Below are 22,074 nucleotides of genomic sequence, written 5' to 3' on the forward strand. Positions count from 1 at the left end.
GGTGCGATGCACGGTGCTACGCTGCCATCGCGGTTCGAGGACAGGAGGGGCGATGCGCGGATCGGATCGGCGAAAGATACTGCCCGGCCGTGTATTCGGGAAATTCTGGTCGAATATCGTTGCGCTGGTGTTGCTTTCGGCGGCAATCTCGGCGGCCTCATCGACCGCACCGGCACGGGCCGCGGACGGCGATCTGACCTGCCAGGCGAAGGCGACATTCATCTTCGACCCCAGCCCGCTGTCCTACTACGACACCTATCTCACGCCCTCCGGCACGGTCGACCTGGGCGCGAAGGCCGATGCGGGCACACCGTGCACATCGGAGACCGGGGCGACGATGTCGGGCGGCACGTTCACGCTGGATCCGTTCAGCGCCGTATTCAGTTGCACGCACGCCGATCTCACCGGTACCGGCACCATCGCCTGGAACAACGGCAATCCGGCCAGCTCCATCAAATGGCATCTCACCATCACCGTGCGCGGGGACCGAACCCTCACCGCCGAGGTCGTCGCCGGGCCGCTCCAGGGCGATACCGTGACGATCTCCCCCGGAAACGTTACGGCGGACGGTGATTGCGCCGGCTACATCCACAAACTGCAATTCGACGACGCCACAATCACATTCCAGTGAGGCACGCCTATGGACGGTGGGTGGACTCCGGCCCGACTCGTCGCATGTGCACGTCGGTGAACCCGTCCTGTCGCACCGATCGGACGATGGCGAAACCCAACTTTTCCGCCACCCGCCGCGACGGCGCGTTATCCGTCGTCGTCATGATCTCGACCGGGTGATCCGGCCACGCCCGCTCGGCCCAGGACACCGCGGCCGCCGCCATCTCCGACGCGAAACCCTTCCCCCATGCGCTCGGCCGGAAGCGATAGTAGAGGTTCAACAGCCGCTCCCCGTCCCGCACGGTGACCCGCAATCCACCGAACCCGATGATCCCGCCCGCCGGGGCCACTTCGACCGCCCAATACCCGATGCCGTGTTCGGCCCAGTCGCGCAACCAGATTCGGAACAACTCGACGGATTCGTCCACGGATCGCGCCCGATCCGGCCGGAATACGTTGGCCGCCGGATCACCGTGAATCTCCACCATCGCCGGCAGATCACCGTCCGCCACCTTCCGCAGCACCAACCGGTCGGTACGTATCAATTCCGGCGCACTGTCCACCATCAAGGCAGCCTAGGACGACCACACCGCCTTCGTCACACCGTTTTGTCGCACGCCGACGGGCGAGATAGCGCTCGACGGCGATCCCGCGGCGGGACAACATGAGTCGTTTGGGCGCTCAATCGATCGGGCGTGCGTCGCGGAGGATCGCGTCCACCGTTTCGTCGACCGTCGAATCGGAACTGTCCAGCCATAAGCCGATTCGCGGGGTGTTGTCGCGGAGTCCGGTGTCGAGGTCGGCGACGCTGAAGACACCGTATGCCTTCTTCACTCGGCCCATCTCGCGGCGTGCGACCTCTTCCGCGCGTGGCGTGAGTACCACGACGTAGCGGGGGCGGGTTCGGATCCGGTCGACGAACCAGGCCAGTTCCTCGCCCAGCGCCACGTCCTGGACGATCGCGGTGAACCCGTTGTCCGCGTAGGCATCGGCGGTTCGGGCCGCCAGTTGGTAGCGCAATCGCAGCTGCGCCAACGCATCCGGGGTCGGGTCGGGGGACATCTCCGCACGGCCGTTCACCACGAAACGCCGGAACACATCACCGCGCACATGTGCCGAGCGCGGCAGACGTTCGGCCAAAGCCTGTGCGACGGTGGACTTTCCGGCCGCTTGGATTCCGGTGATGAGATATACCGCGCCTGCCATGCCGATCATGATCGAGTGCGGATGCCGATCGCACCAGCGAATTAATGGGCGGGCTGATCGATATAGCGGTGCATGGCCCAGTTCATGGTGCGCATCGCCGCGTTGTAGGCTGGCGGGAAATACCGTTGCGCCAGGTGGCCGATGCGGATGTCGGGTGAGGTGTAGATGAGGTAGCGGTCGCGTTCGACGCCGCGGACCACCGTGCGGGCGGCCGCCTCCGGGGTGACGGCGTGCCGCATGAACAGCGAGATGCCGCGCTGCACGGCGACGGTGGAGCGGTCGATGCCCGCGATGTCGACGCTGTCGACCATCGGCGTCGCCATCGCGCCGGGCACCACCAGGCTCACCCCGATGCGGTGCCTGCGCAGATCGAAGCGCAGCACCTCCGAGACGCCGCGCAGCCCGAATTTGCCCGCGCTGTACGGCGCATGCCACGGCAGCCCGAAAAGGCCCGCGGCCGAGGATACGTTGACCAGATGTCCGCCCTTGCCCGCGGCGATCATCGGCGGCACGAATTCCTCGATCACGTGAATCGGGCCCATCAGATCGATATCGATGGTGCGCCGCCACTGCTGGTGGGTCAGCCGGTCGACCGAGCCCCAGGTGGCGATGCCCGCGACGTTCATCACCACATCGACATTGCCGAGTTCGGCATGGGTCTTGGCGGCCAGGTCGACGACGGCGTCGTGATCGCTGACGTCGGCGGCCTGCGCGAGGTGCACGGTGGCCCCGGTCGCGCGCACCAGCTCGGCGGTTTCCTGCAGACCCGGATCCGCGATATCGGTGAGCACCACCGAGGCGCCCCTGACCGCCACCGCGAGCGCGGTGCAGCGCCCGAGCCCGCTGGCCGCTCCGGTGATCAAACAGCGCTTACCGCCGAACTTCGTCATGCCGACGACGATAGACGAACACCGCTGTCTATAAAAGACTGGCGCGGCAAGAGCCTCATCGCATTTCGGCCGACACCACGATGGTGGTCCACCCGCCGAGGTGGATCCGGTCGCCGCTGCGCAGCAGCACCGGCACCTTCGCCGGGATCAGCTCGTCGCTGCCGTTGAGGCTGGTGCCGTTGGTGGAACCGAGGTCGGTGATGGTGAGCGCCTCGCCGTCGATCCGCAGCATCGCGTGCGCGCGCGAGACTCCCGCGTCGGCGGGCGGGATGCCGAGGTCGATATCCGGCGCCAACCCCTGTGAGACGCTGCGCTTGCCGATCAGGATCTCACCGCCCCGCAGCGTGATCCGCCGCTCCGGATAGAACGCCGGGAACTCCACCCGGTCCGCATCGGGCCCCTTGCGCGCGATCACTCGATCGTAGAACTCGCGGTCGGCGGTGACGATCGCCACCCATCCGGATTCCGGAACAGCTTGCGCGCCAACGACTTCGGCCGCATGCACGGTGGGCGCGAGCCGGGGGTCGGTGACCGACTCCACCGGCGGCGGCGCGGGCAGCGCGGAATCGAATCCGCAGACCTCACAGAACCGGCCCGAACTCGGCGACCCGCACGACGGGCACACCGCGATCGGCGCCGCGGCCACCGTCGGCGCGGCCGTACTCCCGATCGGCGACCCGCACACATCGCAGTAATCGGTCGCCACGGACTCGTGGCCATCGGGGCAGACAACCATCACTCTCCCTTTCGCACCCGCGCCGTCTTCGTCGAGCGCGCGTCCAACGCCATCTCGTCGGCCGCCTGAACCTGCGAACGCAGCCGCACGGTGCCGCTGCGCTCGTCCACCTCCACCACACCGCGCAGCAGTTTCGCGGTGCCCTCGTTACCCGATTCGGCCGCGAGCGCGACGGCGCGGCGCAGTTTGGCGGTCGCCGTCTGCACATCACCACTCTTACGCGCCGCCAGCCCCTCCTGCACCGCCCGCGCCAGTTCGGCCTGGCCGGTGTAATGCGCGACGCGCCTGCTGATCCGGGCCGACAGTTCGGCGTCGTCGGTCCACACCGCCTTCACCAAACCCTGGCCGAGCACCTCCTCGCCCGCGACGACAGTTATTCTGGCGGCGAGCTTTTCGCGTCCCGGCGCCGCGGGCTCCACCTGCACCTGGACGTGATAGTCGCGGTCCTCCGCACCCCACGCGCCGAGCGAGTACTCCCCACCTGCGGTCCGGTGTCCACCCGGCGCCCGGTCAGATCCTCGATGGTCGGCGCGACCTGTTTGACGAAGCGGATCGTCGCGCCCGCGGGCGTCCAGACCCGCAGCGTGAGATCCGGAATCGCCTTGGCCAGCGAACCTTGCGTCATGGCGGCGAAATCGGCGGCCAGATTCGCCGGATCGGCGACGATATCGACGGTGCCGTGCAGCGCGGTGGCGATCGCACGCAGCTCGTCCACCCGCCAGTCGGTGCCGACGCCGCGGCAGTCGCAGGTGAAATATCCTTGGGACAGCTCGATTTCGGCGGCCAGCCGGGTGGGTTCCTCGTGCTCGTTCTTGCCGTCGGTGAGCAGGATGGCGTGCACCATCGCGTCCGGATGTTTCTGCGCCAGCTGACGCGACAGCCCCAGCCAGGTGCCCATGGCGGTGCCGCCGGTCGGCCGCAGCTTGTCCAGTTTGCGCCGGGCCGCGGCGCGCGAGTCGGCATTGGCGGGCAGCGACGGCACATCGGTCGGAAAGATCAAGCGCGCCAACGCCGTTCCCTCCACTATGGCGAAATGCGTGCCATCGGGCAGCGCGTCGAGCGCGGCGAGCACGGCCCGACGCGCACCCTCGAATTTGCCGCCGGCGCCCATGGATCCGGAGCAGTCCATGATCAGGATCTCCAGCCGCTGCTGCGGCCTGCCCGCGGCGACCAGTTCGGCGCCCGCCTCGACGGTGACCACCGCGTCCACCGTGCCGTGTCCGGCGGCGAGATACTCGTTCTGGTCGATGGCGACCGAAATACCGTTTCCGGCAGCAGCATTCATGATATTTCTCCTGAAGGTGCGGACCACGGCACGGGGGCGAGCGCGACGGTGATGTTATCGCTGCCCCCGCAACGCAGTGCGAATTCGACGAGTTCGCGCGCGGCCGACATCGGATCGACCCCGGTGGCGACGGCGGCCAGCGCGGCGGGATCGGGCAGGTAGTTCCACAGGCCGTCGCTGCATACCAGCAGCACGCCGGGGCCCGTGGTGCGCAGGGTGCGAACGCAGTTGTCCGACCAGGGTTTCGGGCCCGAGTCGGCGCCGAGCCAGCGCAGCAGGGTGTGCGCGCGCGGATCCTCCATGGCCGAGCCCGCGTCGAGGGCGCCCGCGTCGACGAGGGCCTGCGCCCACGAATCGTCGACGGTGAGCTGCTGCGACGGGGCGTTGCCCGGTGCGTCCGCATCCTCGGCGCGTAGCCAATAGGCCCGGCTGTCACCGACATTCGCGATGGTGATGTCGACGCCGTCCGGCCCGTGCCGCACGATCGCCGACACGTAGGTGCACGAGGGGGCCTGCCCGTCGTGCACGGCGACGGCGCGCACCGCCTCGGCCGCGGCCGCGAGCCCGGCCATCGCGGCCTCGGCCGCGGATTTGCCCTCGGCCAGCGCGATTCGCGCGCCCTCCACCCCGGTGCCCGCGGCGGCACCGGAGGCGGCCTGCGGATCCTCCGAAGTGGACACCCCGTCGGCGACCACGATCAGCGCGATATCGTCGAGTACCGCGGCCGCGACGGCATCCTCGTTGTGCGCGTGCATGATTCCGCGATCGGTCACCACCGCGACCGCCCCGAGATCGGCCTCGAAACGGTCCGGCGCCCCACGCAGCTCGCCGCAGGCCAGGCAGTAGCCGTCGGCATCGTATTCCGTCGCGCCACAACCCCGGCACGATCCCGGCGGACCGGATTCGTGGCGCGGCAAGGCGATTCGGCTGCCGGCCAGCTCGTGGCCGCAGGATTCGCAGAAACGGTCGGCGCGCCCGACGGCGGCCGTGCATTGCGGGCAGATCACAGCGTGGTCCTCGGGCGAATCGTATTGGCCTGCTCCACGAGTGCGATCCGGGCCCAGCTGTCCTCGGCCTCGCGGGCCAGGTCGCGATAGCAGCGTTCCAGGCCGGTGCGCACACCGTCCTCGTTCAGTGGCGCGCCGAGCAGCGGTGCGTCGTCGTCGGGTTTGCGGCCCGCGCGCAGCCAGCCGAGCGCCGCGCTGAGCACCTGCCTGCGCACCTCGGCGCCACGGCGCTTGGAATCCAGTGCGAGCCTGCCCGCGCGCTCGGCGGCGTCGCGCAGCACCGATTCCGCGATACTCGCCGAATCCCGTTCGGCCAGTAGGGTTTCCACAGCCGCGATACGCGCCTCGGTGAACAGCGCCGAACCGGGATCCACCTGGTCGAGCACGGCGACCGCGCCGTCCCGGTCGCCGCCGCGCCGCCGCTGCCTGGCCAGACCGAACGCGGCGCTCAGATAGCCGCGGTCGGTGCGCCACACCAGCTCGTAATACTTCGCCGCCGTCGCCATCGAAAGCCGCGCCCGCGCCGCCGCCTCGTCCGGCGCCGCATACTTACCCGGCTCCGAAACCGTTGCGACCGAGTCGGTTCCGCTCGACAGCTCGGCCACCGCGGCCAGCGCGAGCTTGGGCGCGGGCTCGCCGGGCAGCGCGGCGTAGACGGCCTCGAATTCCGCTGCGGCCTCGGGGAATTCGCCCGTCAGCAGCCGGGCCTGGCCGCGATACCAGGCCATCCGCCAGTCGCCCGGCAGCGCCGCGGTGAGCGCGTCGAGGCGGCGCAGCGCATCGGCCGCATCGCCGGATTCCAGCGCCGCGCGCACCAAACGCAATGGGATCTCAATGGATTCGTCCCGCCCGGTGACCACCGACCGCAGCCCCGCGGTGAACGCCCGCTCCAGCTCGGCGGGCGTCGCCCCTGTGGTGGTGGCCAGCAGCGCCGCCGCGCTGTCGGTCGGGTCCACCAGCGGAACGGGTAGCGCGGCAATGATTTTCACCGGGTCGGCCAGCGGCGCGATACCCGCGCCGAACACCCCGCGCACCGGACCGAAATAGGTCGACATACCCGGCCGCGGCACGCCGTCCTCGGCGCTCAGCACCTCGCGCAGCGCGCCGGTGAGCTGATCGGCCATCTCCTCCATCGAGGCGAATCGGGCCTCCGGATCCGGATCGGTGGCCCGCAGGATGCACCGGTAGAGCGAATCATGTTTCGCCAGAACGGGTTCCGTCGACGGATCGGGTAGCGCGCCGAAATGCCCGCCCTGCTGCGGCACATCCATGATCAGCACCGCGAGCGTGCGGCCCACCGTGTACACCTCGGTGGCGACGGTCGGCCCGGTCTCGCCGATCTCCGGAGCCTGGTAGCCGATGGTCCCGTAGATCGGGCTGTCCTGGTCGTCCATCGCGATGACCGCGCCGAGATCGATCAGTTTGAGCTGCTCGTCGGTCTGCATGACGTTATCCGGTTTGAAATCGCAGTACGCCAGACCCAGCGAATGCAGATAGCCGAGCGCGGGCAGCATTTCCAGGACATAGGCGATGGCCTGCGCGGGCGCCAGATTCGCGCCGTCGGCGTCGCGGCGGTCGCGCAGGATCTGCTTGAGCGAGGTGCCGCCGATGTACTCCATCACGATATAGCCGACCGGTACGCCGTCGCGTCCGGTGTGCTCGACGAAGTTGTGGATCTTCACGATGCTCGGATGCTCCACCTCGGCCAGGAACCGCCTCTCGGCGAGCGCGGCCAGCATGGCGTCGGCGTCACCGGAATTCAGCAGGCCCTTGAGCACCACCCAGCGGTCGCTGACATTGCGGTCCACGGCCAGGTAGATCCAGCCGAGTCCGCCGTGCGCCAGACATCCCGCCACCTCGTATTGCCCGCCGACCACATCGCCCGCGGCCAGCTTCGGCGCGAAGGAGAACCGGGTGCCGCAGTTCGGGCAGAAGCCGTCGGTGCGGCCGGGCTGCCCGTCGCGGCCGCGGCCGACCGGACGCTCACATTTGCCGCAGAACCGCTTGTTCTCCGCGACCTGCGGATCGGCCATGATCGCGGTGGCCGGATCGACCCGGGGCACCCGGGGCACGTCGACCATGCCCGCGCCGAGGCGGCCCCTCGTGCTCGACCGACCCGAGGCGCGGCCGGTCCGCACCGAACGCCCGGTGCCGCGCGTCGTGCCGGTGCCCTGCGTGATACCCGTGCCGCGCGTGACCTCCGTACCGTGCGTGGTATCGGGTGCGGCACCGCAGATATCGCAGTAGCCGTCGACAATCGTTCCGGCGCAACCGATTTCGGCACAGCGCGCGGGCAGTTCCGCTCCGGTGGCCGCCGCGGGCGCGGTGCCGCAGACCGCGCAGTAGCCGTCCACCACCTCCCCACCGCAGCCCGGCTCGTCACACGTCATGGTCGCCTCCCCGTCTTCTCCCCGATGAGCTGCTGAAAGTCGGCGACCGCCCGGGTGACCGCGGCGAGATCGCACGGCGTGCGCGAAAGCAGCCCCAGCGCAATCTGATTCGAGGCGAGGATGTCTCGGTCCTCGCCGATCCCCAGCCGGGCCGCCTTCGCCCGATAGGCATCGAGCCGTCCGCGCAGCTCGGCGCGCCGGTCCAGCAGCCCCTGTGCCAGTTCGCGATCCCGTTCGGCCACCGCGGTCGCGGCCGCGATCCGCCCGCGCAACTCCAGAAGTGCCGCCGCGGCACCGGTATTCGCCGCCACCTCAGCCAATCGGGCCGCGAGCCCGGCGCTTTCGTCCGGATGACTCGGCAGCGGACCGGTCCGGATGGTTCGCCCAGCCTCGGTCCGTGCCCGTTCGGCGCGCGCGCCGGTCTCGCGCAGCGCCTCGATATCGGCGCGGGTCTGGGCGACGGCGGCGGGCCAATCCGACACCAGCGCACCGAGTTCGGCGAGCAGCGCCGACTCCCGGCGCAACCGCGCCGCCAATTCCGCGATCCGGTCGTCGATTTCGGCGGCGGTGAGGGCGAGCGGATCGGTGGCCGACCGGCTGAGCAGTTCCCCGATGCCGTCGCCGACCGCGCGCAGCCGCTCGTTCGCTCCCCCCACCCGGTCCAGCTGCTCCTGCAGCGGCGCGAGCCCCGTCGTGACGCGGGTGTTCACCGCGTCGACCGCGTCCAGGAATTCGGCGATCCTCGGGAACGTCTCCCGCATGCGGTCCAGCGTATCGGCGAGGCCGACGAACAGCACCTGCTCGCTCGGACCAGTCAGCGAACGCTGCGCCATCGGGATCGGGGTGCGCGCCGCCTCGTACGGCCTGCCGCGCAGCAGCCTGGTCAGTTCGGCGCGTTCGGCGTCGGTGAGTTTGTGCTTCACTCCGCGGGTCGCGGTGGCCGAATCCAGGATCGCGCGCATCCGACCGAAGTCCTCCCACATCAGCTCCAGCGCGGCGCGCACCGGTTGCCAGCGCACCTCGGTGACTCCGGTCGGCGGGAATCGGCGGATCAGCGTGAGCCCGGGATGTTTGTCCAGTTCCAGCAGCGTCGCGGTGACCCGATCGATTTCCGCTGCGCGCCTGGCCAATTCGTGATCGATCTCGGTGATGCCGAGCGGCGGTACGGCCCCGGTCATCCGTTGTACTTCGGGGTCGGTGGCGCGGGCGGCGGGCCGATGACGCCGAGATCCGCACTGTAGATCCGCTGCCAGGTGCCGTCGCCGCGGACCCGCTCCAGCACCCCGTTGACGAAGCGGACCAGCTGATCGCTGCCCTTGGGCAGGCCGACCGCGTACGCGCCGGTGCCGAGCGATTCCCCGACGATCGACAGGTTGTGGTCCTGGGCCATCAGCCCGTAGAGAATCGGTTCGTCACCGAAGATCGCGTCCACCTGCCCCTGCTGCAGCGCGACCAGGCAGTCGGTCCAGTTGGTCACCCCGATCACCTTGGGCCGCTTGGGCAGTGCGAACACCGCGGCCACCGAACTGCTGCCGTTGAGCACGCACAGCCGCTTGCCGCCCGCGCTGGCCCCGTCGGTGATGCCCGAACCCTTCACGACCAGGAATCGTTCCGGTGCGTAGTAGTAGACGGTGGAGAAGTCGACATCGCGGCGGCGCTCGCAGGTCGCGGTGAAGGTGCGCACGACCATGTCGACCTGTTTGCTCTGCAGTGCCGTGCTGCGGTCCTGCGCGGTGAGCGTGCGCAGCTCGATCTTGTTGGGATCGTCGAACAGGTCGCGCGCGATCTCCCGCGCCAGGTCGATATCGAATCCCTTCAGCTCGCCGGAGACCGGGTCGCGGAAGCCGAACAGGTAGGTGTTCTGGTCGACGCCCACGCGTAGCCTGCCGCGCGCGAGAATCGCCGCCATCGGCGAACTCGGCGGCACCGCAAGGGGTTTCGGCTGTAGGCCGGGCCGCAGGCTGGTCTCGACATCACACGAACCCTCGGCGGGCCCCTGCGGCGGGGCGGTGATCTCGGCGGCGTCGGGCGGCAGTGGGCTCACGGCGCCGATATTGCTCCCGGCAGGCACGTGCGAGCCGGAGCAGGCGGCGGTGAACAGGATGACGCCCGCGAGTACGGCGGACCGCAACCGCCTTGCCCAAACCTTCACAGGTACTCCTCCAGCCGCGGCCAGATTCCGGCGGCCACCGCGCCCGCGGCCACGAGCAGCAGCACCAGTGCGCCCTCGGGGCCGACCAGGAAGAAGCCACCGCCGGTGTCGACATCGTCGCGCACATCGCCCCTGATCTGGGTGATATTCGTCTGTAATGCGCTGTCGAGGTGGGTGAACCGGCTGGCCGACGCGTCGCGGCCGCCGCCGATCGCCTGCTCGACCGCCGCCGGGTAATTCGCGGCCTGATAGGCCGCAACCTGTTTGCCGTGGCTTTCCACCCAGCCGTTGAATTCCGGCCACGCGGTGGAATCCTTGGCCAGCGAACTGGTGAGCAGGGCGCGCAGTTCATCGCTGTGCGCCTTGTATTTGTCCTCGATGGCGGTGATCTCGCCGCGGGTGACCAGCTCCTGGGTCTCGTCGGAGCGCGCCTGCTGCGCGAGAATCCTTGCCCGGGAAAGGTTGTCGAATCTGTTGGTGGCGCCGCCGGGACCGGTGTCGACGGTCGCGCTCGCGGCAAGGCCCGCTCCGGTGACCCACAGTCCCGCCAGCAGCACCGCGCAGGCCGCGGCCAGCACGCCGAGGTTGACGCGACGGTTGGTGCGGCGCAACAGGATCAGCGAACAGGCCAGGCAGGCCAGCAGGGTGAGCAGCAGCAGAGCGACGGTGAGCAGCGGCGGCCCGGTGAGCGCGCGCTCCTGGTCGCGGACCGCGGCGAAGCGGGCGCCGGTGAGCCGTTCGGCGTTGGGCAGCAACGAATTCTGCATCAGCGTCGAGGCCTCGTGCAGATACGCCGAGCCGACCGGGTAGCCCTGCCGGTTGTTCGCGCGGGCGGCCTCGACCATACCGGTGTAGGCGGGCAGGTCGGCGGCGATGCGGGCGAGGACCTGTCTGGTCATCGCGTCGTCGGCGCCCGCGGTGGCATCGGCGAGCGCGGCCGCGGCGTCGGCCAGCGATTGCTGATAGTGGGCGCGCACGTCGGCGGGTTCGATACCCGCGGATAGGAATGCGGTGGCGGCCGTGGCGTCGGCGGCCGAGAGCGCGACATAGAGCCGCTGCGCCGCGTCGGCGAGCGGCTCGGTGCGATTCAGCAGCGTATCGCGCTGAGTGAGCTTGTCGCCCAACTGATTCGCACCGACCAGTCCGGTGACCAGACACAGCGCGATGGTCAGCACCGCGACTCCGCCGATGGCGCCCGGCGCGGTCGCGGCGAAACGCCGCAACCATCCCACCCCCGCGCCGACGGCTACCGGTAGCCGAAAACCCACACCGCCCCCCTTCTCGAACCGGTCGGCGTTCCCGTTCGCGATAGTACGGGAGGCCGCCGACATTGTCGCCGGATGGGCTTGCCCCACGAATCACCGGGTGGATTAGGGGTTTTTCGGTGCTGTCACGCGGTTTCGTCGTCGAACGGCCACAGCCTGCGCGCGAAGGTGTTCTCCGGCGACACCGTGATCACATCGCATACCCGAACCACCTCGGCCGGGATCTCACCATCGAAATGCGCTGGCCCGGGGACGATCACGGCCTCGGCATCGATCCGGCGCGCCGTGGCGATCAGCCGGGCGACGGGAGCGTCGGTCTCCGGCCCGAAGGCGATGGTCTTGGCCAGGTCGTAGCCGAGCCGCTTGGCCGTGCTGCGTATGAGCGTTTCGTCCCAGACTTGTGAGACGCCGGACACATCACGACGCAGGTAGCCAATTGCCTTGGGGCGCAGACTCATTGGTCAACTGTCGCATACCTTCGCCACCGGGCCCCGAGCCCGGGGCGGAAAATTTACGGTCCGGTGATCTCGAGGCAACCCGCCGATCGGCCTGGCGCGCCGCGACATACCGCCGTCATCGCGCCGCGACCAGCACACCGACGTCGGAACGCACGCCGGGATCGGTGACGCGAACGGCCAGGGCAGGCGCGAAATGCATGGGCCGCGAGACCGGCGGCGGCACATTCGGGCGGGGACCGCGCGGGCCGACCGGCAGCGAAAGCGTCCGCCGCGCGGCGGGTCCGGTGGCGATGCGGGTCACGATGAGCGCGGCGACGGTCAGCACCGCGATGGTGTGCCAGCTCGCCGCCGCGGGCGCGTGGAAGTCGGCGGCCGACCGCAGCGCGTCGGGGTGGCCGCCGATGATCGAGCCGATCACCGCGACCCCGATGGTCTGCCCGAGCTGACGCGAGGTGGTGGCCAAACTCGCCGCGACACCGGCCTGTTCGATGGGCAGCCCGGCCACCGCGGTCGCCGTGATCGGCGTATTGATCAACCCGATGCCCGCGCCGAAGACCGCGTACCCGGCGAGCAGCGCCGCCCGAACACTGGTGTCGAAGGTGAAACCCAGCAGCACCGCGGCGCCGGTGGCCGCGCTCGCGCCCGCGGTCAGCGCGATACGAGCGCCGCGCTCGGCGACCAATCGCCCCGACAGCGGCCCGAAGACGAACATGGCCGCCGCCATCGGCAGCAGCGACAGCCCGGCACGCAGCGCGGTGTCGCCCCGGATCTCTTGGAGATAAAAGGTATTCAGGAACAGGAACCCGCCGAGCGCGGCGTACGCCAGCGCCGCGATCACGAACGCGCCGCTGAACAACACCGATCGGAAGGCGCGCGGATCGATCAGCGGATCGCGGTGCCGCGGCTCGTATCGGAGCAATACCGTCAGACAGGCCGCCGCGCCGAGCAGGCAGCCCACGGTCACCGCCGAACGCCAACCCCGGTGCGGCCCTTCGATGATCGCGAACACCAGCAGGCCGAGCGTCCCGGTCAGCAGCAGCTGCCCGATCGGGTCCAGCACTCGCGGCAGCTCCGATTTCGACTGCGGCACAAGGAAGCTCGTCGCCACCACGGCCACCGCCGCGATCGGCACATTGATGAGGAATACGGCGCCCCAGCCGACGGCGTCCACCAGCAACCCGCCGACCACCGGACCAGCGGCCATGCTGACGCCGATCGACGCACCCCAGACGCCGATGGCGCGCACCCGGGCCCGCGGCTCGGTGAACACCGCGGTGATGATCGCCATGGCCACCGGATTCAGCATCGAACCGCCGACGGCCTGCGCGATACGGAAGGTGATGAGCCAGCCGAGCGACGGCGCGAGACCACAGGCCAGCGATCCGACAGCGAATATCACGGTGCCCAACTGGAAGACGGTGCGCCTGCCGATCCGATCGGCGAGCGCCCCCGAGAAGGTCAGCAGGCAGGCCAGCACCAGCGTGTAGCCCGCGGCGACCCACTGCGCGCCGGCGACGGATGCGCCCAGGTCACGGCGGATCGCGGGTAGTGCGACATTCACCGCGGTGGTATCGAGATTGGCCATCACCACGGCGGTGCAGCAGATCGCCAGCACCGCCGCACGCCGACCCACTGTCGGCTCTCCGGACGCGTTGGGCGCAGTGAATGTCACGCCAGCATCCTTGCAGCTTCAAACCGAAATGCGTGGTAGGGCCGGTTGTGTCCGCGCGCCCAAGGCCCTGTGTCGAAGTCCGGCCGGATGCATCCGCGGTCCAGCTCGTCGCCTGGCAAGGCGGAGGAGGAGCCGATACCGGGGTTGTATCGGCGACGACGACAACGCGGCCAGGCGGCGAGCTGGGCCGCGGAGGCGCCGGATGGGACTTCGACACAGGGCCTTTCAGCCGGGCGGGCGGATTCGGTCGTCGGTCCAACGCGGCAGCGCGGACCTGATCAGCTCCTTGGCCTGATCGCCGTAGCGGGCCTGCCGGTGCAGTGCGGCCCAGGCCTGTTCGTAGTATCGCAGCTCCGAAGGGCGGGTGACGGTCAGCTCGGCGCTGATCGTCTCCACCATCGCCATCCGCTGATCGAACATGTCGAATGATGTTGTGGTATAGATGAATTCGGAATCGAACGGCACGACGCCGAAGATCAGCCGCGGATTGTCGAATGCGGTTTCGAGCAGCCGATGCAGCTGTTCGGTCATCACCCCGGCATCACCGACCACGGTATGCAGCGCGGATTCGTGTACCAGCGTGGCGATCCGGTGATTGCCGCGCCGCAGCACCTGCTGGCGCTCCAGCCGCGCGGCCACCGCGTCGGCCAGGTCGTCGTGCGTGCCGAGGAACCGGATACATTGCGACAGAACAGCTCTCGCGTACGCCTCGGTTTGCAGCAGTCCGGGCACCAGCACCACCGTATAGGTGCGCCGCAGCCGGGTTCTGCTCTCCAGTTCGATTGCGCGCCGCTGCCTGCGCGCGTGGCCGGTGGCCGCGACCCGCTTCCACTCCGCCCACTGCGCCTCCACATTCCGCAGTGCCGCAATGAGATCGGGCAGCGCGAGCTCGGCGTCGCAGACCCGGCACCAGATGGCGACATCGTCCTCGCTCGGCGCCTGCTTACCGTGTTCGATGCGGCTCGTCTTGGACCAGTGCCAGCCCGCGGCGGTGCTGAATCGCCTGCCGTCGAGCCGCGCGTCCTTGCGGAGTTCGCGCAGCCGGGCGCCGAGAACCTGCCTGGCCTGGTCGGCCGCCGTTACGCCCGCCATCGGAATGCGTAGTCCCCGAATGGAATCGCCGCCGCCCACACCCGGTCGCGAATTTCGGCCGCGGCGGCGACGAGCACCGGATCGCGGGTGGCCGCCGCGCCGACCCAGTACCCGGCGGCGTCGAAAAGGCTGTAGGCGACGGTGGAATCGTCGAGCATCCAGAAATCCTCCGCGGCCGCGTCGGCCGGATCGGCCTCGGTGCGCGGTAGATAGCGCACGTCCTCACCGGCGGCCACATTGTGTTCGGCAAGGGCGAGCAGGTATTTCGTGTACGCAGTGTGCGGTTCGCTGACGATGCGGGCTCGCTGCACCACCACGTTGCGGGCGACGGTGGCCCGCACCTGGCGGGCCCACGGCTCGAACCAGTCGCCGCCCGGATCCCCGCTCGGGTCGGCGAGCCAGGCCCGCAGCGAATCCGCCTCGCCTGCCGCGAGATAGTCGTCGTTGGTTTCCAAATGAAATGCCCTGTGCTGTGCTTCGTCGATCAGCTGGTCGAACGGTTCACCGGCGAGGATCCGCCTCATCCGGTATCACTTCCCTTCCCACCGGTAGCTCGAGCACGGCCTCGTGACTCGGAATCGCCATGGCCGCCAACGCTTCCGCGTCGGTGAACGGGATACCGGTCAGCAGGAAGGTGCCGTGCCCGGTGTCGGAGAGTCCGGCGAGGCAGGTGCCCGGCTCGGCGTACGCGATCAGTTTGTGCGGGATCTCGATGCGGTCCACCCGTCCGGTCTTCCATCCCTGGACGGCGAAGGTGTCGCGGTCGGTGGCGTACAGCCGTGGCGATCCCTGACTGCCGGACGGCCCGCCGAGAAGTCGAATCTTCATGCTGAAGCCCCCTTGTGTCGCGTGCGAGTGCAATGGGTTCGTCCAATGGTCGCCGTATACGGCGTAGAGCAGCAAGAGTGCGTGCACTTTCGCGCACTTCGATGGCTGCGCGGCCACGGCGGTCGTAGCGTCGCCCCGTGGCGTCCGCAACTTCATGGCAACGGGGCCGTCGCGGTGCGCCGCGAGCGGAAGGGAGTTGGCAGTGCGAAGGGATGTGCGGGTTCAGTGAGTGGAGAGCGGGTGCGGGCCGTCGCAAGCGTTTACCGCCTCGGCCCGAATCAACGTGCGGTACTTCGGTGTCTGGTAGACGGCACCCCACGCAGCGTCGCGGATATCTCGGCACGAACCGGCAAGTCGGGTAGACAGATTCGGGCCTGCCTGCCCTCGTTGTTGGCACTTCGCTATGTGCGCCCGACCCGCCCGGCGGGTTGGGTCATCACCGCGGCGGGGGTCAGGGCGGCCACGCTGCTTCGCATTCATTGGAACTGAGGTAATGCGTGGCGTCGGCGGCGCGAATCCGGGCCGCCGACGCCACATTCGGCCGAACAGCAACTTCTTAGCTTCGAAACGACAACTCGGACAAAAGTTTACGGTGCGCGGCGGGCGAAACCGTCGGCCATGTGGAACTCGTTTGTCGATGACCGCACCGATTCGCCAGACTTGGGGCCGGAGCACAAGCAGGGGAGGTCGGCCATGTCGAATTCGAAGAGCATTCTGGTCTGCGGCGGTGGTATCGCGGGGAACGCGGTGGCACTGCAGCTGGCCCGCGCGGGCATCGCGACCACCGTCGTCGAGCGCGCATCCGCGCCGCGGCCCGGCGGCCAGGCGGTCGATCTGCGCGGGCCGAGCCGCCGGGTCGCCGAGCGGATGGGGCTGATGCCGGGTATCAGGAAGCGTCAGCTCGACGAGCGCGGCATGGCCTTCGTCGACGCGCGCGGCCGCAAGCTGGTCCGGATGCCGGTCGAGATGTTCGACGGGCGCGGGATCATCGCCGATATCGAAATCACCAGGGGCGACCTCAACCAGGTGCTGCTCGACGAAATCGACGCGCTGCCGGCAAGTTCCGGCACCGTCGACTACCGCTACGGCGAATGGGCCGAGCGGGTGCGCGAGGACGCCGACGGTGTCGAGGTGACCTTCGCCTCCGGTGCGGTCGAGCGGTTCGATCTGGTGATCGGGGCCGACGGACTGCATTCGGCGCTGCGCGAACAGGTTTTCGGGCCGGACGAGAGCATCGTCGAGAACCTCGGCGGCTACATCTCGTTCTTCACCGTCCCGACGCCATCCGGCCTGGATCTCGAAACCGGTTGGGTCGGTGTGCATATCGTGCCCGGCAGCGTATTCGCGCTGCGGCCGGACACCAATCCGGCGACCTCGATGGCGATCATCTCGGTCGGGCAGCCGCTGGTATCCGGCCTGCGCGGTGACGCGGCCGCGCAGCGACAACTGATCCGGGAGCGGCTGACCGGTGGCGGCTGGATGATTCCGGAGGTGCTGGCCGCGATGGACGACGCGCCCGATTTCTATTTCGACGAGCTGGCCAGGGTCCGGCTGCCGAGCTGGTCGCGGGGCCGGGTGGTGCTGCTCGGCGATGCGGCGTTCTGCGGTTCGCCGGTCACCGGGATGGGCACCGCGCTGGCGATCATCGGCGCCTATCTGCTGGCCGGTGAGATCGCGACCACCCCGGACGATCACGCCCGCGCGTTCGGCCGGTACGAGGAACTGCTGCGTCCGATGGTCACGGCGATCCAGAAGGGGCTGGAAACCCGGGTGCGCCTGCGTCATCCGCGCAGCAGGGCCGGAATCGCGCTGACCTTGGCCATATTCCGGGTGATCACCGCGAGATCGCTTGCGCCGCTGCGGTCGCGGCTGAGCAAGCTGCTCGGCGACGAGGCGGACGAGTTCCCGCTGCCGGACTACTCCGGCCGCACCGAGCCGGCTGCCTGAGCTCAGACCAGTGCGGGCTGGCGGCGCGCGAACCCGTTGCGGGCGCGGAACTCCTGCGGCGGACACCCTTTCCACCGCCGGAACGCCCGGATGAACGAGGCCGCCTCCGCGTAGCCGAGGCGGCCCGCGACCTGTTCGGTGGTCATATGGGTATGCGTCAGCAACTCCTCCGACAGCATCTGGCGCACCTCGTCCAGCAGCGCACGGAACGAGGTGCCCTCCTCGTTCAACCGCCGGGACAGGGTGCGTGGGCTCATGTACAGCCCCGCGGCGACGGCCGCCTGATCCGGGATCTCACCGGGCCTGCGCACCAACAGATCTCGCACCGATCCGGCCACCCCGCCGCGGGCCCGCCGCTGGGCGAGCAGATCGCGGCACAGTTGTTCACAGGTCTGCCTCGCCCAGTCGCCCGCCTGCGGCAGCGGCTGGTCCAGATCACGCCGATCCACGGCGACGATATTCGCGGACGCGCCGAAAACCGGTTCCACACCGAACATCTCGCGATAGCGCGCGGTGTCGGCCGGTGCGGCGTGCCGGAAGGTCACCCGATGTAACGGCAGGGCGACCGAATACAGCTCGCGACCGATGGCGGGAAGCCCGGCCAGCACCCGTTCGGTGAGGAACGGGCGCAGATCCTCCGGGATATCGGGGCCGTCGAAAACCAGCCGCACCTCGTCCGCATCCTCCTCGAGCGTCAATCGCCCGAATACGAAGGCCAATTCGAGGTAGCGCTGCGCGACATCGATCACCTCGCGCAGGGTGCGACTGCTGAGCAGCGCCAACCCCCACGGCCCGTACAGCGAAATATGGTGGCGCGCACCGGCTTCGACACCGAGGCCGGGTTCGTCGCCACAGCGCGCCAGCAGGTTGCGGACCACCCGCAACTCCTGTCGCGCGGAGACGTCCACATTGGGATCGGTCACCGAACGCGGCGTGAGAGCCGTTCCGGCCAGAGCTTGTTCGGGACGTATCCCGCGTTCCTCGGCCAGTCGCACCAGCACCCGTACGCTGGACGCGCCGAGCGGAAAATCCCAGTCGAACATACTTCGCACCCTCGATGAGCCGGTAATTGGCGCAATGTATCAATGCGAACCACCGGATATGGGCGGAATTACAAATATCTGTGACGGCACATAAACACACCGCCGCGACGCGCGCTCCGGCGACAGGTTTGCCGGTAGCCGCGTGCCGACGGTCACTGCGCCTCGTGCAGCAGCAGATCCAGCACCGTGAGCAGCCGCGGCACGCCGAACTGTTCGGGGCGGTCCAGGGCGAGCCGGGTCACGGTGTGCACCCCGGCCTGCACCACCTCCACCAGCACATCGAGGTCGACCTCTTCGGCGCCCTCCCCCGCGGGCCGATCGGCCAGCCATTCGCCGACCAAGCGCCGCAACGGGATTCGCAGTTCGTCGCGCGCCTTCCTGATCCGTTCGCGCAGCGGCGGCGGCACCCCGTCGATCGGGAAATACACCAGCCGCCAGGTGTCGGGCATACCGCGCACCGCGGTGAGGAAGCGGGCCAGCGCGATCGCGATCGCCTCGTGCGGATCGGCGCCCGGCTCGGTGCTCTCGTCGTCGAGCGCGTGCACCACCGCGTCGCGCAGTCGGGCCGTCTCCCGGTCGATGAGCTCGCGCAGCAACTCGTCGCGATTGCCGAACGAGTCGTACACCACCGGCCTGGTCACCCCGCCGCGCTCGGCGACCGCGGCGATGGTGACCTCGGCGAAGCCGCCGGTGGTGATGATGCGCAGCGCCGCGTCGAGCAGTTGTTCGCGGCGGTCGGCGGGTTGCAGCCGTTTGGCGTAGCGGCGGCGCGGACGGGTTGGCTCGTCGGATGGTTGCGCGGGTCCGCTATCGGCTTTCGGCACGGTCCACCTTTCCGGTCGCGGCGGCGGCCACCGCCCGGCGGGCCAGCCAGCGCATGGTCGCGGCGACGGCATCGCGGCGGGCGGGCCCGTCCTCGGCCAGAACCATTCTCGCCACCGCCTCGCTGATCGCGATCACGGTGTGCCCGACCAGTTCGGCGTCGATCTCCTGACCGCGCAGCGCCGCCATGAGCCCGAGCAGCGCTTCGGTGCGTTCTCGAATTATGTTGCGGCCCTGGCGCACTCGCTGATGGGCTTCGGGCGGCATGCCCTCGCCGGGCAGCAGCACGAACCGCCACGTCTCGGGTGCGGCGAGCACGATGTCCAAAAAGATGTCCGCCGAATCGGCGGCCACCTCGGCCAGATCCGCGCCCGGCGGCACCTCGGGCACCGAGGCCGCGGCCATCATGAGCGCCCGCTCCTCCTCGCGGTCCAGCAGGGCGGCGAAAAGTTCGTCGCGGTCGGCGAATTCGGCGTACAGCGCGGGCCTGGTGGTCCCGGCCGCCCTGGCGATGGCGTGCATGCTGGCGTTGGGATAGCCGTCGCGGACGATGAGATCACGGGCCGCGTCGAGGATGTGGTCGCGCCGGTTCGACACCGTCACCTCCCTCGTGCTCCGCATCGATCATCGTCGTTGATGCCCGAATCGGACAGTCTACGCATCGAATCCGGCTTTCGCCCCTCGCCAGCCCTGGGTAACCGACAGGCGGCGCCGGCCGAATTTTACGACTTCAGCGGCGTTTTCACACGAAATTTACGACGTTGTTTTCTGGTGTGACGGGTGCTACTTTTGGCCGACGTCGGTGAGCAGCGTCACATCCTCGCCGATCCCTTGCCGGGGCGCGACGGCTCTGCCGTGATGTCTCGGATCACGTTGCGGGAGAACCCCTTTCCGGATCCTTCGCAAAGGGGTTGAGGGAGGCTTCATGACGAGTGCGAATACGGCATCGGCCCGGATGATCGCCGCGCCGGAGCCGCCGGACGAATCCGCCCTCCGCATCATCCGGCGCAATTTCACCGATACCGCGGTCGCCGCCGTCCGCACCTTCGGCCGCGCCGTCGACCTGGCCGCGGAATCCGTCCGCGGCACCGTGACCGATCTGCTCGGCCTGCGCTTCCAATGGCACGAAATGCTGCGCCAGGCGTGGTATCTCGTGACGGTGACCGCGATACCGGCGGTGCTCATGGCGGTGCCGTTCGGGGTGGTCGTCTCGGTGCAGGTCGGCAATCTGATCCATCAGCTCGGCGCGGATTCGATGATCGGCGCGGCGGGCGGGCTCGGCGTCATCCAGCAGGGCGCGCCGATCGCCACCGGCCTATTGCTCGGCGGCGCAGGCGCTTCCGCGATCGCCGCCGATCTCGGCGCGCGCACCGTGCGCGAAGAGATCGACGCGCTGCGCACCATGGGCATCAGCCCGGTGCACCGGCTGGTGATCCCCCGGGTGGCTGCGATGATGGTGGTCGCGCCGCTGCTGAACATCCTGATCATCTTCGTCGGCATCGTCTCCGGCTACGCGGTGGCGATCAGCGCGCAGAATGTGACGCCCGGAAGTTACTGGGCCACTTTCGGATCCTTCGCGGTGCTGGCCGATGTGTGGATCTCGCTGGCCAAGGCGATGCTGTTCGGCTTCCTCGTGGTGATCGTCGCCTGCCAGCGCGGGCTGGAGGCCAAGGGCGGCCCGCGCGGCGTCGCCGACGGGGTCAATGCCGCGGTGGTGGTCTCGGTGGCCGGAATCATTCTGGTGAATCTGGTGATCACCCAGGTGGTCGCGATGTTCCTGCCGCTGCGGGTGGCGTGATGGTCGCGACGCCTTACCATCCCAAAGGCCTCGGCTGGGCGTATTCGCTTGCGCGCCAACCCGGCCGGCTGCTCGCGCCGCTCGAGCACACCGGCTTCATGCTCGGCTTCGTCTGGCAGGCGCTGTGGGCGATCCCGTTGACGCTCAGGCGGTATCGCGCCCAGACCATGCGCACCATCACCGATATGACCTGGGGCCGCGGCTCGGTGATCGTCGGCGGCGGCACCGTGCCGATGCTGGTGGTGCTCGGCATCGCGATGGGCGCCGGCGTCGGCATCCAGTCCTTCGCCGCACTGGATCTGCTCGGCCTCGGCCCGGTCACCGGCGTCGTATCGGCGTTCGCGAATACCCGTGAGCTGGCGCCGATCGCGGCCGCGGTCGGCTTCGCCGCGCAGGCGGGCTGCCGGATGACCGCCGAGATCGGTTCCATGCGCATCTCCGAGGAAATCGACGCCATCGAATCGCTCGGCCTGCGCTCGGTCCCGTTCGTGGTGACCACCAGGGTGATCGCCGGCGCGGTCGCCATCGTGCCGACCTTCCTCATCGCGCTCATCCTCAGCTACCTGTCCTGTTCGGTCGTCATCGTGCTGCTGCACGGCCAGGCGGGCGGCGTCTACGATCACTACTTCTTCCAATTCACCAGCGGCTACGACGTTTTGGCCGCGGTGATCAAGATCCTGGTGTTCGGTGTCACCGTCATCCTGATCCACTGCTACTACGGCTTCTTCGCCGCGGGCGGACCCGAGGGGGTCGGCATCGCGTCGGGCCGGGCGGTGCGGGCCAGTTTCGTCGCGATCATCGCCCTCGACATGGTGCTCTCGATCCTGCTGTGGGGCATCAATTCCGCCATCGAGTTCCCGGGGTGAGCAGC

Annotated in this window: 24 protein-coding genes; 5 read left to right on the forward strand and 19 right to left on the reverse strand. The window is 69.1% G+C overall.

What is annotated here, in order from left to right:
• Nucleotides 1-52: 52 nt before the first annotated feature.
• Nucleotides 53-631 carry a hypothetical protein gene (locus F5544_RS26010; RefSeq protein ID WP_167475616.1) on the forward strand — a complete coding sequence of 193 codons (579 nt, stop codon included), beginning with the start codon at nucleotides 53-55 and terminating at the stop codon, nucleotides 629-631.
• Nucleotides 632-638: 7 nt separating this feature from the next.
• On the opposite strand, the gene F5544_RS26015 is transcribed toward F5544_RS26010, so the two are convergent.
• From F5544_RS26015 to F5544_RS26030, 4 genes are all read right to left on the reverse strand, one after another.
• Nucleotides 639-1,178, reverse strand: coding sequence for a GNAT family N-acetyltransferase (locus tag F5544_RS26015; RefSeq protein ID WP_167475617.1), 540 nt, complete (start codon nucleotides 1,176-1,178; stop codon nucleotides 639-641).
• 115 nt (nucleotides 1,179-1,293) lie between these two features.
• A complete protein-coding gene (locus F5544_RS26020; protein ID WP_167475618.1) occupies nucleotides 1,294-1,818 on the reverse strand; it encodes an AAA family ATPase in 525 nt (174 codons plus the stop codon).
• A 41-nt stretch (nucleotides 1,819-1,859) separates the two neighbouring features.
• On the reverse strand, nucleotides 1,860-2,708 hold the full coding sequence (locus tag F5544_RS26025) for an SDR family oxidoreductase (protein ID WP_167475619.1): 849 nt from the start codon (nucleotides 2,706-2,708) through the stop codon (nucleotides 1,860-1,862).
• Between the two features lie 55 nt (nucleotides 2,709-2,763).
• Nucleotides 2,764-3,249 (reverse strand): FHA domain-containing protein, encoded by a 486-nt coding sequence (locus F5544_RS26030; RefSeq protein WP_238846662.1) that lies wholly within the window; start codon nucleotides 3,247-3,249, stop codon nucleotides 2,764-2,766.
• Between F5544_RS26030 and F5544_RS46540 the strand changes: the two genes are divergently transcribed.
• On the forward strand, nucleotides 3,236-3,403 hold the full coding sequence (locus F5544_RS46540; protein WP_238846663.1) for a hypothetical protein: 168 nt from the start codon (nucleotides 3,236-3,238) through the stop codon (nucleotides 3,401-3,403). The genes F5544_RS26030 and F5544_RS46540 overlap by 14 nt on opposite strands.
• A gap of 40 nt (nucleotides 3,404-3,443) precedes the next feature.
• Here the strand turns inward: F5544_RS46540 and F5544_RS46545 are convergent, their stop codons facing one another.
• From F5544_RS46545 to F5544_RS26085, 12 genes are all read right to left on the reverse strand, one after another.
• Nucleotides 3,444-3,869, reverse strand: a complete 426-nt coding sequence (locus F5544_RS46545) for a hypothetical protein (protein ID WP_238846664.1) — start codon at nucleotides 3,867-3,869, stop codon at nucleotides 3,444-3,446.
• Nucleotides 3,818-4,729 (reverse strand): vWA domain-containing protein, encoded by a 912-nt coding sequence (locus F5544_RS26035; RefSeq protein WP_238846665.1) that lies wholly within the window; start codon nucleotides 4,727-4,729, stop codon nucleotides 3,818-3,820. The genes F5544_RS46545 and F5544_RS26035 overlap by 52 nt, the downstream gene beginning before the upstream one ends.
• Nucleotides 4,726-5,736 (reverse strand): PP2C family protein-serine/threonine phosphatase, encoded by a 1,011-nt coding sequence (locus F5544_RS26040; protein WP_238846666.1) that lies wholly within the window; start codon nucleotides 5,734-5,736, stop codon nucleotides 4,726-4,728. The genes F5544_RS26035 and F5544_RS26040 overlap by 4 nt, the downstream gene beginning before the upstream one ends.
• Nucleotides 5,733-8,126, reverse strand: a complete 2,394-nt coding sequence (locus F5544_RS26045) for a serine/threonine-protein kinase (protein ID WP_167475621.1) — start codon at nucleotides 8,124-8,126, stop codon at nucleotides 5,733-5,735. Before F5544_RS26045 ends, F5544_RS26040 begins: the two co-directional genes overlap by 4 nt.
• A complete protein-coding gene (locus F5544_RS26050; RefSeq protein ID WP_167475622.1) occupies nucleotides 8,123-9,304 on the reverse strand; it encodes a hypothetical protein in 1,182 nt (393 codons plus the stop codon). The genes F5544_RS26045 and F5544_RS26050 overlap by 4 nt, the downstream gene beginning before the upstream one ends.
• The gene (locus F5544_RS26055; protein ID WP_167475623.1) at nucleotides 9,301-10,278 is read right to left on the reverse strand and encodes a glutamate ABC transporter substrate-binding protein; all 978 of its coding nucleotides are present in this window, start codon (nucleotides 10,276-10,278) and stop codon (nucleotides 9,301-9,303) included. The genes F5544_RS26050 and F5544_RS26055 overlap by 4 nt, the downstream gene beginning before the upstream one ends.
• Nucleotides 10,275-11,546 carry a hypothetical protein gene (locus tag F5544_RS26060; protein WP_238846667.1) on the reverse strand — a complete coding sequence of 424 codons (1,272 nt, stop codon included), beginning with the start codon at nucleotides 11,544-11,546 and terminating at the stop codon, nucleotides 10,275-10,277. The genes F5544_RS26055 and F5544_RS26060 overlap by 4 nt, the downstream gene beginning before the upstream one ends.
• A 122-nt stretch (nucleotides 11,547-11,668) precedes the next feature.
• A complete protein-coding gene (locus tag F5544_RS26065) occupies nucleotides 11,669-12,001 on the reverse strand; it encodes a hypothetical protein (RefSeq protein ID WP_167475624.1) in 333 nt (110 codons plus the stop codon).
• Between the two features lie 115 nt (nucleotides 12,002-12,116).
• Complete coding sequence (locus tag F5544_RS26070; RefSeq protein ID WP_167475625.1) at nucleotides 12,117-13,673, reverse strand: MFS transporter; 1,557 nt, start codon at nucleotides 13,671-13,673, stop codon at nucleotides 12,117-12,119.
• A gap of 225 nt (nucleotides 13,674-13,898) precedes the next feature.
• Nucleotides 13,899-14,765 carry a helix-turn-helix domain-containing protein gene (locus F5544_RS26075; RefSeq protein ID WP_167475626.1) on the reverse strand — a complete coding sequence of 289 codons (867 nt, stop codon included), beginning with the start codon at nucleotides 14,763-14,765 and terminating at the stop codon, nucleotides 13,899-13,901.
• Nucleotides 14,753-15,289, reverse strand: coding sequence for a DUF6879 family protein (locus tag F5544_RS26080; protein WP_167475627.1), 537 nt, complete (start codon nucleotides 15,287-15,289; stop codon nucleotides 14,753-14,755). The genes F5544_RS26075 and F5544_RS26080 overlap by 13 nt, the downstream gene beginning before the upstream one ends.
• Nucleotides 15,267-15,593, reverse strand: coding sequence for a hypothetical protein (locus F5544_RS26085; protein WP_167475628.1), 327 nt, complete (start codon nucleotides 15,591-15,593; stop codon nucleotides 15,267-15,269). The genes F5544_RS26080 and F5544_RS26085 overlap by 23 nt, the downstream gene beginning before the upstream one ends.
• A 693-nt stretch (nucleotides 15,594-16,286) precedes the next feature.
• On the opposite strand from F5544_RS26085, the gene F5544_RS26090 reads away from it, so the two are divergent.
• A complete protein-coding gene (locus F5544_RS26090) occupies nucleotides 16,287-17,540 on the forward strand; it encodes an FAD-dependent monooxygenase (RefSeq protein WP_167475629.1) in 1,254 nt (417 codons plus the stop codon).
• A 2-nt stretch (nucleotides 17,541-17,542) separates the two neighbouring features.
• Here the strand turns inward: F5544_RS26090 and F5544_RS26095 are convergent, their stop codons facing one another.
• The 3 genes from F5544_RS26095 to F5544_RS26105 all read right to left on the reverse strand — a co-directional run bounded on the left by F5544_RS26095 (nucleotide 17,543) and on the right by F5544_RS26105 (nucleotide 20,026).
• Entirely contained in the window at nucleotides 17,543-18,583 is a 1,041-nt protein-coding gene (locus F5544_RS26095; protein ID WP_167475630.1) for an AraC family transcriptional regulator, read from the reverse strand.
• Nucleotides 18,584-18,735: 152 nt separating this feature from the next.
• Nucleotides 18,736-19,407, reverse strand: a complete 672-nt coding sequence (locus tag F5544_RS26100; protein WP_167475631.1) for a TetR/AcrR family transcriptional regulator — start codon at nucleotides 19,405-19,407, stop codon at nucleotides 18,736-18,738.
• Nucleotides 19,391-20,026 (reverse strand): TetR/AcrR family transcriptional regulator, encoded by a 636-nt coding sequence (locus F5544_RS26105; protein WP_167475632.1) that lies wholly within the window; start codon nucleotides 20,024-20,026, stop codon nucleotides 19,391-19,393. The genes F5544_RS26100 and F5544_RS26105 overlap by 17 nt, the downstream gene beginning before the upstream one ends.
• Nucleotides 20,027-20,330: 304 nt before the next feature.
• Between F5544_RS26105 and F5544_RS26110 the strand changes: the two genes are divergently transcribed.
• Together F5544_RS26110 and F5544_RS26115 are read left to right on the forward strand one after the other, a co-directional pair.
• Nucleotides 20,331-21,203: an ABC transporter permease gene (locus F5544_RS26110; protein ID WP_238846668.1), complete on the forward strand. Its 873-nt coding sequence runs from the start codon at nucleotides 20,331-20,333 to the stop codon at nucleotides 21,201-21,203.
• Entirely contained in the window at nucleotides 21,203-22,069 is an 867-nt protein-coding gene (locus F5544_RS26115; RefSeq protein WP_167475633.1) for an MlaE family ABC transporter permease, read from the forward strand. Before F5544_RS26110 ends, F5544_RS26115 begins: the two co-directional genes overlap by 1 nt.
• Nucleotides 22,070-22,074 lie beyond the last annotated feature (5 nt).

This window comes from Nocardia arthritidis, assembly GCF_011801145.1.
In the GTDB taxonomy this organism is placed as follows: domain Bacteria; phylum Actinomycetota; class Actinomycetes; order Mycobacteriales; family Mycobacteriaceae; genus Nocardia; species Nocardia arthritidis_A.